The 14,509-nt window shown below is 72.1% G+C and carries 4 protein-coding genes; all 4 read left to right on the top strand.

Annotated elements, in window-relative coordinates; translation table 11 throughout:
• Positions 1 to 258 precede the first annotated feature (258 nt).
• Genes LE181_RS04260 through LE181_RS04245 form a run of 4 tightly spaced genes read left to right on the top strand, consistent with a single transcriptional unit; the run spans position 259 to position 14,461 of the window.
• Complete coding sequence (locus tag LE181_RS04260) at positions 259 to 2,592, top strand: ComEC/Rec2 family competence protein (RefSeq protein WP_225659661.1); 2,334 nt, start codon at positions 259 to 261, stop codon at positions 2,590 to 2,592.
• A 10-nt stretch (positions 2,593 to 2,602) separates the two neighbouring features.
• Positions 2,603 to 8,026, top strand: a complete 5,424-nt coding sequence (locus tag LE181_RS04255) for a YncE family protein (RefSeq protein ID WP_225659660.1) — start codon at positions 2,603 to 2,605, stop codon at positions 8,024 to 8,026.
• Positions 8,023 to 10,677 (top strand): hypothetical protein, encoded by a 2,655-nt coding sequence (locus LE181_RS04250; protein ID WP_225659659.1) that lies wholly within the window; start codon positions 8,023 to 8,025, stop codon positions 10,675 to 10,677. The genes LE181_RS04255 and LE181_RS04250 overlap by 4 nt, the downstream gene beginning before the upstream one ends.
• On the top strand, positions 10,670 to 14,461 hold the full coding sequence (locus LE181_RS04245) for a hypothetical protein (RefSeq protein WP_225659657.1): 3,792 nt from the start codon (positions 10,670 to 10,672) through the stop codon (positions 14,459 to 14,461). The genes LE181_RS04250 and LE181_RS04245 overlap by 8 nt, the downstream gene beginning before the upstream one ends.
• Positions 14,462 to 14,509: the final 48 nt, after the last annotated feature.

The raw sequence follows: 14,509 nt of genomic DNA, 5'->3' as shown, positions 1-14,509 counted from the left end.
TTCGCCCTCGCCCGAGCGTTGCGCCACCCCGCTCCAGGAGCACGTGACCTGCAGTAACCAGTGCACGACGGACCGCTCTTGGGTGTCTTTGCCCGGCGCGGGCCGGTGTCACGGCCGGCGGCAGGGCTGTCCGGAAAGACCCGAAGGGTGACGAGGAGGCACGTGTGAGTGGCCCATCATTCTGCCTCGGCCCGTCTCCGGGGGCGTTGCGGAGAAGTCGGGCGGTCCCGTACTTCTTTCGTCCCGCGGAGAGGCTTCATGCCCGTCGAGGTGGTCTTCTTCAACGTCGGTCAAGGCGACTGCACGTTCCTCCATTTCTACGAACCGGGGCCTGGAGGAACACGCGTCAGCAAACGGACGGTCCTCCTGGACTGCGGCACGTTCAGCGGCTGCGACGTTCCTCCGGGCAGGACGAGTGCGCCCGTGAGCGGCACCGACAGAGCCCGCCTCCTGGCGCACCTGCGGCACGAGATCGGCACGCGCATCGCCGAGAACGGCGGTGTGCTCGACGCCCTCCTGATCAGCCACCCGGACCAGGACCACTACCGGAACCTCGAAGACATCCTGTGCCACCTGGATTCCAAGACCAACCTGCCCACGGGAAAGCTCCAGTACGAGGTGGGCCGGGTCTGGTACTCGTGCGACCCCGACAATTACCGCGAGGGCAACGCCCGGGGCGCCAAGGGAGGTGACGGCAAGGGGTTCGTCGGGCGGCTGCTCACCCAGCCCGCCGCGGCCGCCTGCCCCGACCACCCCGCCCACAAAGTGCGGAGCGTGCCCTTGCGCGTTCAGTCGCCGAGCGACCCCGAGGCGCTCTTCCCCCCGGAGACCGTCGGCGCCGGGCCGGAACTCCCGAACCTCTTCCTCGTGAGTGCGCAGCCCTTCGGCCCGCACCCCAAGAAGTGGTCGCCGACGGGCGCCAGCAAGTCCCCGGACGCCGGCAACAAGCTCAATCACCCCGCCCAGGTGATTCCGCCGAGCACCCTGCCGAAGGAGGAGGAGCTCGCCAAGCTGCTGGAGAAACTCCTCGACGTCAGCGATGCCGTCACAAGCCTGCGTGCCTCCACGCCGCGCACCCTCTCCGGTGACGCGCTGGAGCAGCGGCTGCTGGCGGACGGCAGAACGGAGTTCGGCAACAGGTTCCTGAAGGCTCTGGCGTCCGAAACGGACCGAAAGGCCGCGAAGGACAAGGCCGTACTGGCGGTCCGCAACGCCGGGACGACCGCGCCGCGCTGGCTGATCCGCTCCGCCAAGGACAGCAAGAAGGCCGATGAGCTGCAGAAGGCGTGGTTCGCGGCCGAGGGGGTGCGGAAGCTCGGCAGCGACTACGTCGCGGCCGGCCACCAGAAGGAGTTCGACGCGTACGTCGACAGCCTCCGCACCAAGACGTACTCGATGGGCAACGACGAATTCGAGGATCACCTGGAGGTCGAGGCCGTCCGGAAGGTGACGGAAGCGTTCCTCGCCAAGGAGCCCCCGGCCGACGTCGACCACCTCCTCGGGCTGTACGCCGCCGACATCGCCAAGGAGCGGAAGGACAGCAATGCGGCGATGGGTCCCGTGCAGGCCAAGGTCGTGGACCGGAACAAGGCGACCGATGCGGCCAATACCGCCGTGGAGAAGGACGACACGTTCGCCCCCTTGCCGACGCCACCGGTCCTGACCGGAGACGTCACGGCCGACAACAAGGCCATCGGCACGTACAACGATCAGACGCACCGGTACAACGCCGACGTCGCCGCCTTCAACGAGAAGCACGCAGCGGACGGCACGCGCAAATCCCCGCTCGACACCATGAGCAAGCTCCGGCCCGTCCCGTCGGGCGACGACCTCACCAAGCTCGCCAAGGAGAAGCTCTTCGCCGAGTACACCGGGGAACTGCTGACCGACTACCGCGCGAAGACCCACGACCAGTGGGTGGGCGATCACAAGACCACGTGGGCGAATGCCAGCAGCATGGTGTTCGTCCTCAAGGGAAAGCCCGGTACGGACGGAAAGCACCAGCAGGTGTGGCTGATGGCCGACGCCGTCATGATCAACGAGGACCTGCTGCGGAACCGGTACACGGGGGACGCCTTCGTGGCCAACGCCCGCAACCGGTGGCTGAAGGCCGGGCACCACGGGAGCGGCACCTCGACGTCCGCCGCGTGGGTCACGTTCCTCAAGCCCACGGGCATGTTCGTCAGCTCGGGCAAGAAGGACTACCACATCCCCAAGGCCAGCCACTTCCAGGACACGGTCATCACGACCTGGAACAAGACCTCCCCGCCCGTCATCGCGCCACCCGACAAGCGCCCGGGCGCCACCGGGCCCTCTCCCGGCCCTACGGCCCCGCATCACGACTACACCTACTGGCAGGACCCGGACGCGACGAATCCGGACTTCTCCCTCGTGTGGAAGTCCACTCCGCTCGCCCTGGGCACCAGCCTGATCCCCACGGCTTCCGACAAGGCCACCACGGCCAAGAAGCCGAAGCCCGGCCCCGGCCCGAGCGCCGCCAAGAAACGCAAGCTCATGGACTTCGAAGGCCAGGGCACCGACTGGCATCTGATCCTGGACGACGCCGGAGGCTTCGAGCTGTGGCACCACTGAGGAGGCCCCGATGACACTGCCGGTCAGCGCCCTGCGCGAGAAGCTCGTGCTGCCGCACGGCATGCTGGTCGTCACGCCGGAGTTCCTGCAGCTCCCGCCGGCGACCGATCTGTTCACCACCCACTTACCCGACGGAGTGCTCCGCGTCCTCGACGCGGTCGCCGACCAGGACCGCCTGAGCGTGACGGGCCTGATCCAGCTGCTGGGCCACGAACCGCGCCCGGGCACCGTCTCCTTCCTCACCGGGGACGGCGGCGACGACGTGGTCGGCATCCGGATCGACGTCCCCCTCGCCGGATCCGACGAGCTCCCCGACACCCTGCGCCCGGTGCGCGGCGTGCTCGACGCCCTCGCGATATCCACCGTGCACCTCGTCCTCGGCGTCGAGCCCGGCCCCACCGGGGACCTGGAACCCCGCCTCGGCTTCGGCGTGGAGCTGGACTTCCCCGCCGGCGCCGGCGACGGCGCGCGGCCCTACCTGTGGGGCTACCCGCCCCTGAGCGCGTCCCACGCCTGGAGCCTGGCCGGCAGCTTCCACCCCGTGAAGGTGGACCGGCTCGACGACCTCCAGCAGTTCGCCCACAAGACCGGTGACTCCACCTTCGCCCTCCCGCCGGACCTGGCCGCGGTGGCCGGCGCGCTGTCGCTGACCGACCTCGTCGTCACCTTCGCCCCGCCCGGCACGACCCGCACGGCCGGCTTCGTGCAGTCGGTCTGGCTGCGCGTCGACGTCACCGGTTCCTGGCAGGTCTTCGACGGGCTCACCGTGGACGACCTGCACGCGGAGTTCGGGGCCATCCAGCCGTTCGGGCCTGCTCCCCGGCTGCAGGGCCTCGTCGGCGGCACGATCGGCCTGACCGACGACATCAGCGTCGCGGTGCAGATCGACTGGCACGACCGGCAGTCCCGCGTCAGCGGCACCCTGCTGCGCCCGGTACGGGTGAAGCCCCTGCTGGAGAAGCACTTCCCCGGCTTCCCCGCCGGCACGGACCTGACCGTGAGCGAGCTGTCCGTCCACGGCGAGTTCGGCGGCGAGAACCCCGGGTACGGCGTCGACCTGCTCCTGGACGACGTGCTGAAGATCGCCGACGGCGTGGAGCTCTCCCAGGTCGCCCTCTCGGTGCGCAAGGAGGGCAGCACCACGCAGGCGGCGTGCGACGCGCTGTGGACCCTCGGCGACTCGGCCACCCTGAACGTGCACGGCGCATGGGAGAAGGACGGCGGCTGGCTGCTGTCCGCACGCGCCTCGCACCTCAAGCCCGCCGACATCTTCGGTCTGTTCGGCATCGCGCCGCCGCCCGTGCTCAAGGACCTCACGGTCGAGCGGCTTGCCGTGACCTACGACGGCGCCGGCAAGACCTTCGGGCTCGAAGCCGGCGCACAGTTCCCGCTCGGGGACATCAGCGCCTGGCTGGGCCTGGACGTGACCCTCACGAAGCGGACGGGCGGGCAGTCCGGCTACGACCAGAGCTACACCGGCAGCCTGACCCTGGAAGTACCCCGGGCCGGAACCGATCCGCGGACGCTGACGTTCACCGTCAAGGACGCCCAGCACGCGGAGTTCACCGCGGAGTGGACGGACACCGAGGGCGTGTCCCTGGCCGACCTGGCCGCACTGCTCGGTGTCCAGAACGACACAACCGCACAGATCCTGAGCCGGCTGGGCACGGCCGACAAGATCACCATCGGTTACTCCTCCGTCCGCAGGTCCATCGTGTTCTCGGTGCACGAGAAGGGCGGCGGCGGGTCGCTCGTCGTGGCCTCCGTCCAGCCGAAGGGAGGCGCACGCGCCTGGGTGGTACGCGCCACCATCGGGCTGCAGGCGAGCCTGTCCCAGGTGCCGCTGCTGCACGGGCAGATCCCCGACGGCCAGGACGTCGGCGTCCGCGGGCTGGGCGTGCTGCTCGCCTCGGAGGCCCTCAAGGGTGCGTCGCTGCGCCAGCTCGGCGAGGCCCTCACCGCATGCGACCCGGCCCTGCCCGCCCTGCCGGCCGACGGCGTCGCCAAGGGCGCGACGTTCGCCGTGGACCTGCTGCTGCCCGGCCGTACGACACCGGTCTCGGTCCTGGTCCGGGCAGGCGGCAGCGGCAGCGGCAGCGGCAGCGGCAGCGGCAGCAAGCATCCCGCCCTGCCGTCCGGTCCGGCGGAGGACACGGCCCTCGCCGGCGCCCCCGGCAGCGGAGTGCCGCTCGTCGCCTGGGTGGACGTCCAGCGCGCCGTCGGCCCCCTGAACCTGCGCAGGGTGGGAGTCGGCTTCGCCGACGGAACGGTGTGGGTGCTCTTCGACGCCTCGCTCGGCATGGCCGGGCTCGAACTCGGCGTCGAAGGGCTCGGCCTGGGCATCCCGCTCGCCGACCCGGCGCACCCGGAGTTCCGCCTGGACGGCCTCTCCGTCGGCTACTCCCGGCCGCCGCTGGCCATCAAGGGCGCGCTCGTGAACCAGGCGACGGCGGGCACGCCGTACGAGACCCTGGTCAAGGGCGTGCTGGTGGTCTCGGCCGAGAAGTTCGGGCTGACGGCGCTGGGCGCGTACGCCCGGGCCGCGGTGACCCCCGACGTGCCGTCGCTGTTCCTGTTCGGACGGGTGAGCGGACAGTTCGGCGGGCCGCCGCCCGTCCAGATCACCGGCATCATGGCCGGTTTCGGGCTCAACACCACGCTGCGGCTCCCCGAGGGCGACCAGGTGCTGGAGTTCCCGTTCCTGAAGGACATGACCTCCACCAGCCCGGACGCCGATCCGCTGAAGGTGCTGGACACCCTGATGGGCGGCGACGGCGCCTGGGTGCGCCCGGCGTCCGGGCAGCTGTGGTTCGCGGCGGGGCTGGCGTTCAAGGTCTTCGAGTTCATCGACGGCCAGGCCCTGCTGGCCCTGGAGGTCGGCGACGACTTCGCGGTCGCCCTGCTGGGCACGGCCGAGGCACGGTTCCCGAAGGACCCCCGCCTGCCCGAATACGCGCGCGTGCGGCTGGGCCTGTCGGCCAAGTACCGGGCCAGCGAACAGGTCCTGAAGATCACCGCACAGCTGGCGCCCGGCTCGTACCTCATCGACGAGGCGTGCGTACTGACCGGCGGCTTCGCGCTCTCCACATGGTTCGACGACGCGCACGCCGGCGACTTCGTCCTGACCCTGGGCGGCTACCACCCCAAGTACACGGTGCCCGCGCACTACCCGAAGGTGCCGCAGCTGGGCTTCTCCTGGCCCGTCACCCGGGAGCTGACGATCAGCGGCGGCGCGTACTTCGCGCTCACCCCCGGGGCCGTCATGGCCGGCGGTGCGCTGGACGTGAACTACCGCTCCGGCGACCTGCACGCCTGGCTCACCGCCCACGCCGACATGCTGATCGAGTGGGCTCCGTTCCGCTTCGACGTCGCGATCGGCATCAGCATCGGCGTCAGCTACGTGCTCGACCTGTGGCTGGTCCGCGAGACGATCCGCGTCGAGGTCGGGGCGTCGCTGCGGCTGTGGGGTCCGCCGACCGCCGGCGAGGTCACCATCCACCTGTGGTTCATCTCGTTCACCATCGCCTTCGGCAACGGCAACGCCCGGGACGACAGCCCGGCACCCTGGCCGGACGTGGTCAAACAGCTGCCCGCCCAGGAGGACGCCGTCCGGCTGTCCGCGCTGGACGGACTCTCCCCGACGCGCGCCAAGGACGGGCAGCAGGAGCTGTGGGTCGTCGGACCCGGGGCGTTCTCCTTCGCCGTCCGCACCGCCGTCCCGGTCACCACCCTGATCCTCGCCGCGCCCAAGGATCCTCAGCAGATCAGCGGCCACGAGGTCGACATCCGCCCACGCCGCGACGAGGGCAAGGGCCTGCAGTCCGTCCTCACCGTCACGCTCACCCGGGGCGAGGAGACCCCGGAGACCCTGGACCTGCGCGACTGGTACGCAGGGGGGAGCGCGGACGCCCGGCAGAGCCTGCCCGCCGCGCTGTGGGGCCCGTACGAGGGGAAGCTGACCCCCAACGGCCCCCAGCGGGTGGACGACCAGCTCGTCGGCGTCGACCTGCGGCTGCCGCCACCCGAGGAAGGCAGCACACCGGGGCCCATCGAAGCGGAGACCCTCGCGTTCGACGACCGCACACCGGAGGGGACCCTGCCGCTCCGGCCCCCCGCCCACGCCACGCCCGTCGCGATGCAGTTGCAGGCCGAAGCGGTGCCGGCCGGGACGGCGGAAACGCTTCCGGCCGGCGTGGTGACGGTCGAGGCAGCCGGGCAGGACTCCGGGGACATGGGCGACGCCACCGGCAGCATGTCCGGGACCGCGGTCGACTGGGCCCGCGACCGGCTGTTCGAGGCCATGGGCTACCTGGACGTGAGCCCCGGCACCAACGAGCGGCTCACCGCGGAGGACTCGCTGGTGGCCGGCGACGTCAAGGCCAAGATCGCCAAGACCGAGGGCGACCACCCGCTGCCCAGTGGCGAGCGACTGTACGTCCTGGGCGCGGGGAAGACCGTCACCCCGGTCGACGCGCACGGCCTGACCGCGTACGAGCCGTTCACACTGCAGTTCTCCGGCGCCACCCACATGGCCGTCGGACCGGACGGCAACCGGCTGTGCGCCGTCGACGACGACCAGCGCATCGACGTCCGTGACATTTCCGGGAACCCGCCGCGGACCGACGTGCCGTCGCTGTTCACCGACCGCATCTGGGGCTACCAGAAGGCACAGGGAGCGTCGGTCTCGCCCGACGGCAAGTGGGCCTACGTCACGTCCGCACAGTCGAACCAGATGCTGGTGCTCGACCTGGCCTCCGCACCGCCCCGCAAGCACCAGGACTACGGCGCGCAGACACGGCCCGGCGAGGCGGTTCCCGCCGCACGGTGGGACGCGTCGTCGCAGGTGGTCTATCTCGCCAAGCCGGACAAGGGCGTCGTGGCCCGGATCGACGTCACGGGCGGCAAGTGGCCCGTGGAACTGGGCGACGTGCCCGCCGGCCCCCACCCCACCCGCCTGGCCGTCGACCCCCGGGGCCGCTGGCTCTACGCGCTCAACGACGGCCACTCCACCGTGACCGTCGTGGACCCGGCGGCGGGGACCGTCGTCGCGACCCTGCGCACCGGCACGGACCCGAGCGCCCTGGCCGTCTCCCCGGACGGCAACCGCCTCTACGTGGCGGCCGTCACCACCGGCACGGTCTCGGTGTTCGACGTGTCGGGCGCCGCACCGCAGGAAGTCGACGAGCCCGTGTGGGTCGGAGCGGATCCGGTCGCACTCGCGGTCTCCGCCGACAGCGCCCGGCTGTTCGTGGTCCGGTCGAAGGCCCGGCAGGTCCAGGTGGTGGACACCACCGCCACCCCGCCGGTCCTGCTGCCCGTCACCGTCCCGCTCACCGACAATCCGGTGGCGCTCGCCGTCACCGTGCCGCCGCAGGCCCCGGAGCCACCGGCTGCCCCCAGCGACACACGAACCACCGAAGGCGGTACGGCATGAGCCACCCCCAGCACACACCGGAGCCCGGTGAGCGGCTGAACGTCCAGTTCTTCGACGCCCTCGTGCCCCGGCTCACCGCCGGGCGCCACACCCTCACCGCGCACCAGACCCTCACCCGCAACGGCAGCCCCGTCGACGAGGGGTACCTGCCGACCGCCGCCACGCCGGTGAAACAGCTGGTGGAGGTACGCGCGCCACGCTTCGCCGTCGAGCCGGACTGGGTCCACGGCGCATACCCGCCCGCGGGAGCCACCGGCCGGTACTCGGACGTCCTGCCGCACATGACGCTGAGCCGGCCGACGCTGCCCTGGGAACGGAGAATCGACCGGACGGACGGCGGCGGGGAGGCGACGCCGCTGCCGTGGCTGGCGGTCCTCGTCTTCGGCGAGGGCGAGCTGCCCGGCGACCCGCACTGCCTCGGGCGGACCGACCCGCGCACGGTCGTGGAGCTCGCGGTCGACAGCGCCCGCAACCCCGACGACGGGACGGACGTGACCCTGCCGCGCTTCGACCACGACGACCCCGTCCCCACCGAGGGCGCCCAGGGGCAGGAGATCTGCCGCACCATCCGGGTGCCGCGCCGGATCTTCCACGCCGTCGCGCCCACCAAGGCGGAGCTCCCGTACCTGACGCACGTGCGCCGGGTCGACACCCGGCACCAGGGGGTGACCCTGGGGCTGGACCGCATCCGGCTCGGCGACTACTCGGTGGTCGTCGCCAACCGGCTGCCCCGCGCGGCCGGCGGCCGGTACGTCGCCCACCTCGTCTCCTTGGAGGGCTGGCTGCCCGACCTGCCCGACGGCGGCAAGGAGACGTACGACGGACCGGAGCAGGACCTGCGGCTGGTGTCGCTGTACTCCTGGGCGTTCGAGACGCTGGCCGACCACGCACCCGGGTTCGCCGCTCTGACCGAGCACTTCGTCGAACAGGAGGGCGACAAGGGCTCCGCGCTGCTGCTGCGCGTACCGGTGGCCGACCGCCCGCTGTCCGGGACCGAGCAGCAGGACGTCGCGACGCGGCTGCGCGGCGGCCATCTGCCCGTGTCGTGCCGCACCGAGTCGGGGCGGGCGACCTTCGGCTGGTACCGGGGGCCGCTCATCCCCGAGTACGCCCCGCCGCAGCCGGCGCGCGAGCGCCGCCGCTGCGCCGCCGAGGCGCTGATCCACCTCCAGCAGTACGGCGTCTTCGACGTCAGCCTCGCGACCGCCTTCACCGCGGGCCGGGGCGTCGCCCTCGCCGACCACCAGTTCAGCGCGGCGCTCCTGCGACTGCGCGGCAAGGTGCGGCAGGTGGCGGACACTGCCCTGCGCGCCCACGGTCACGGCGCCGCCGTCCCCTTCGCGGCCATGGCTCTCGGGGCCGGCCCTGCGGCCTCCGGTGCCCCGGCCGCGATGGCGGGCGGGGCACGGGTCCACCTCGAACACCTCGTCACCAACGGGCTCGCCGACCACCTCGGGCGCGTACTGGCCGCCGCCCCGGCCCCCGCCCCGGTCGCGGCGGCGACCGGGGAGGCGGCGCCCGGCGCCGGTGCCCTGGGCACACCGGTGCCCGTGCCGGTGCCGCACGTTCCCGTCACGCCGCCGGCGGCGGCGACGGACCTGCCGGCGACGGCCGGCCTCACCGTGGGTCGGCTGCGCGAGGACGCGGACCTGCGGGAGCGGCTGGGCTCAGCCGTCGCGGCCCTCACCGGGACGGTGGCTCCGCGCAGGACGGTGAACGATATGGCGGAGAGCGGCTTCGCCGCCGGCCCGGAGTCGGGTCCCGGTCCGGAGTTGAGCCTGAGCCTGAGCTCAACGCCAGGCCCCCGCCCGCACGCCGCAGACCCCGCGCAGCCGGACGAGGACCTCAAGGCCGTCCAGCAGTGGCTGATCAAGCTCCGGAACCTGGACGGCGTGCCGTTCGCCCATCTCGTCCCCGACGCCCGGATGCTGCCCGCCGAGAGCCTGCGCTTCTTCCACGTGGACACCGACTGGACCGCGACCCTGGTCGAGGGCGCGCTGAGCGTAGGGCTCGCCCACTCCTTCGACCTCGCCGCCGACGACCTGCTCTTCGGCCCCGAGGGCAAGGCACCACTGCCGGAACCCGCGGCGCCGCTCACCGGACTGCTGCTGCGTTCGAAGCTCGTCAGCGGCTGGCCGGGGCTGGAGATCCGCCCGTACCCCAACGCCCGTGCCACCGACGGTGAGGCGGCCCTGCCGGTCGTGCGCCGCGCCGCGCTCGCCGAGGACGTCCTGCTCGTCATCGTCGAGGGCGTACCCGCGCGCGTCGAGATCGCCGAGCCGCAGCAGGGCCTCCACTTCGGCATCGACGAGCTGGAGGAGGGCGGCAGCGACGACCCGGTGGAGGACGGCGTCATCCGGTTGCGCTCGCTCACCGCGCCCCTCGGCAAGGAGCTGGGCGAGGACCGGCACTACCCCGACCGGCCCGGACTGCGCGACTGCGTCCGTGCCCCCGGGGCGGGCAATCCCGACACCGTCCTGCGGGTCGAGCGGCTGGCGAACGGGCTGCAGGACGCCCTCGGCCTGGACCGGCCGCTCACGCCGAGCCAGTTCGCCATCCAGATGATCAACGCGGCCCAGCGCCGCACCTTCACCACCGAACCCGCATCGCACACCCCCGCCCTCACGACAGGAGACCACCCCCATGGCTGACCGCGACGACACACTCATCGTCCCGGTGAACATCGACGCCCTGGTGGTCAACGCGAACCTCCGCCAGCGCGACGGCCAGGGCTTCCGCCGCTGGCAGCCCAACTACCAGTTGCTGCGGCACAACAAGACGCCCGAGCCCGCGCCGTTCACCAACGAAGAGCAGTGGAACGCCACCGGCGCCGAAGGCGACGGCGCGTACCAGCGACACGACGGCGTCCACCTGCGCTGGGAGCTGCCCGAGGCGCTGCGCCGGGCGAGCGCGCCCGAGGACGGTGGCCGCAGCGCGTTCCCGCTCGTACCCAACCGCTGGCTGGTCGTACGGCAGGTGCAGGACCAGCCGGAGTTCCTCACCGGCTGGATGGTGGAGAGCGACTTCCTGGACCCCACGGACGGCACCAACCCCTTCGTGCACCCCGTACGGCCGAACGTCACGGACCCGTCGGTGACCCCTTACCGCTCGACCGTCATCACGACGCGCATCGGGCGCTCCCAGGAGGTCGGACGCGGTGGCACGGCGTGGGACGAGCCCTCCGACCCCGGACACCCGAACGCCCGCAACGAGCTGTTCCTGACGGCGGTCGGGCCGGGACTGATGACCTTCCACGTCTACCAGCCGTACAACGAGAACGTCTTCTCGCTGCACGACCCGCTGACCGGGATCGACACGGCGACCGTCCACTACCAGGTGACCGGCTGGTACTCGGACCCGGCGCAGGAGAAGCTGCTCGACGGCGACGGCGACGCCACGCTGGACGCGGCGCTGAAGCGGCTCGGCTGGACCGTGGCGGACCTGCCCAAGGGCTGGACGCCCGGCAGGACCGCCTACTGCGGCCGGACCGTCGGCGTCCAGTGGAACCGGCAGGGGAAGGCGCCGGCCTCGGCGCGGCCGACGAAGGACACGGTCAAGGACAAGATCGCGGTCGGCAGCAGCGCGAAGGAAGCGCTCGCCGCCCTGATCGGGGCGGCCCAGGCCGCCCAGGCCGCCCACCCTGCAGGCGTCGGCTCGGATCCCGGCTCCGGTGAGGGCTCCGCTGCCGGCTTCGGCGCCGCTCAAGGCATCGCCCACGCCGACCCCGCCCTGCTGCACGCGCTCGGCAGCGGCCTGGCCAACACCCTCGACGGGCCCGACGGGGCCGTCCGTACCGCGCAGGCTCTGCACAAGGGCTGGTTCGAGCAGCTGCCGGGCGGCTACGTGTGGCGGCTCGCCGACACCTCCGACAAGGGCAACGCCTCCGGCTCCCCGGCCTCGGTCACCTGGTCCGGCGCGGGCCACGAGCACGAGGAGTGGCTGGCGCAGCTGAACCGCGACCAGGCCGCCTACGACACGGCGGAGCGCGAGCTCGCCGCGCTGCAGAAGCGCCTGTACGCGCTGTGGTGGATGCACGGCCTGCCCCTCATTCCCCCGCAGTACCGGCGCGAACAGTTCCGCGCCGAGATCGACCCGGCGAACACCGCCGGCCTGGCCGCCGAAGTGAAGCGGCGCAAGGGCGAGCTCCTGCAACTCCAGGACAAGATCCCGCACGGTACGAACGAGGCCGAGCTCGCGCGGTCCATCGCCGCGTACCTGGGCCGGCACACGAAGCCCGACGGATACGAACTCCGCCGGGAAGCGCTGCCGCCGTTCCACCAGCCGACCGACCCGACCGTGGTGCTGGCCGGTGCGAACAGCCACGCAGCGCACGCCCCGCTGACCGGCCAGGACACACTGCCCTGCCGTACGCCCGGGCAGATCCTCGGCGGCGTCGCACCCGGCGGCCGGCTCCCCGCCCCGTTCGACACCCTGAAGGCCACTGGTCTGCCGGCGGTCGTGGCCGCCCTGCTGGGCGAGTTCACCTGGCTGCTCGACCCGGCCAACGCCGGCGTGATCGCGCCCGGCGCCGCGCCGCAGCAGTGGCAGCAGCCGTGGAAGCCGCTGCTGTTCCAGTGGCGGGTCCGGCACTGGAACGTCCCCTACGGGGACAAGGCCGCGCCCAACTGGGAGTTCACCGGAAGCACCTACCGGTGGGAGCGCGGCGCCGCCGAGGAGGCGGCGGAGGTGACCGGCCGGCGCTTCCTCGTCCCGCTGCCGCAGTACGCCCTGGGCAGCGAGCTGGAGAAGTACGCCGCCGACCACCTGGAGGCGTCCGAGGAGGCGTTCAAGGCGGCCGCGGACCAGATCAAGGACCTCGATCTGCTCTCGCAGAGCCTGGACGGCCTCACCGACGCCTTCGCCTGCCGCGACACGGCCCCGAACCTCAGCCCGCCCGGAGAGATCGGCGACCTCATCGGTGACGTCTACGGTCATCTGCCGAAGGCCGGGCCGCTGCCCGCGCCCTTCCAGGGCTGGCTGCCGTCCGGCTTCACCCAGATCCGGGCCGGCCAGTTCGCCCTGAAGGCACTCAGCGTCATCGACGAGTTCGGCCAGAACCTCGACATCCTGCTGTCCGGGGACAGCGACTACCTGGCCCCGAAGGTCGCCGACAGCCTGCACACCAACGGCCGGTACGCCGTCGAGGCGCTGCGGGACCGCTTCGTGCAGCTGCCGCCGCGCCTGCTCCAGCCCGCACGGCTGCGGTTCGACTTCGTCGACGAACACGACGACGAGCGGCTCGTCGACCTGAACGCGAACACCACCCCGGTGTGCGCGTGGATCATCCCCAACTACGTCGACCGCTCGCTGCTCTGCTACGCCCCCACGGGCGCGCCCCTGGGCGAACTCCGCCTCAAGCTCCAGGCCGGCGAAGGCGGCGGCCCGTCGACGACCGTCGTGGGCTGGGGACCGCTCCCGGACTCGCAGGTCCACACGCTCGACGACCTGCGCACCGTACGGCCGCACCTGTACGCCTTCGCACGGGAGCTGGCAGCCGGGGGCCCGGACGCCTTCGCCGATCTGATGTCCACCGTCGACCAGGCGCTGGCCGGCATCGACCCGGGCAACCCCTATGGCGACGACGTCCTCGGCGCGCTGCTCGGCAGGCCCCTCGCCCTCGTCCGGGCGCGGCTCGGCTTCGAACTCGACGGCCCGCCAGCCGCCGACCCGGGCTGGCGGTACGCGCTGGACTGGAAGGCCCTCACCGACTGGCGCGAGCGCATCGCCGGCGGCACGGCTCCCGCCGAGATGGACCACCTCAACTATCCCTGGCCCGTCCGCCTCGGCAATGCGGGACAGCGGGGCGACGGACTGATCGGCTACTTCTCGGAAGGGGACTACAAGAAGTTCTACGCCGTGGCGACGCCGCAGACGTCCGCGCCCACCGGATACGTCGACGAGATCGCCCACGACAACTGGCCCCGCCTGACCGCCGACTCCGTACGGCGGACGCACCTCACGCTCCTCCTCGACCCGCAGGCGACCGTGCACGCGACGACGGACCTGCTGCCGGTGACGGAGCTGGGCCTGCCGTCGCGTGTCACCCGTACGGCGATGGCCGCGATGCAGGTGGCGCTGCGGCTCAGCCCCGTACTCACCACGGTGAGGAAGGTACCGGCCGAGAAGACCGAGGGGCAGCAGGCCGGCACGGCGACCGGCAACGAGTCCGCCACGTTCGTCAATGCCCTGGCCCTGCCCCACCCTTCGTCACCGCAGGGTGTCTGGGACTGGTCGGAACTCGTGGTTCCGGACACCAAGGCCAAGGGCTCGGGCCCGGACTCCGGACCGGGCTCCGGGCCGGGCGACCGCGGGCCCGTCCCGGCGTGGAACCACGAGCGGATCGTCCAGATCGACCAGACGGCCCGCCTGGACGAGGACGGCCCCGTCATCCGGACCGGTTTCCTGCGACTGTCCGGCGGCTTCCACGGCACGTAAGCAGCAGTCAGCTCCCGCCACAACAGCCTCATCTTCGAAAGGACAGCG

This window comes from Streptomyces sichuanensis (assembly GCF_020328095.1).
GTDB lineage: Bacteria > Actinomycetota > Actinomycetes > Streptomycetales > Streptomycetaceae > Streptomyces > Streptomyces cinnamoneus.
Note: the sequence above shows the minus strand (reverse complement) of the source record. Positions and strands in the feature narration are given on the sequence as shown.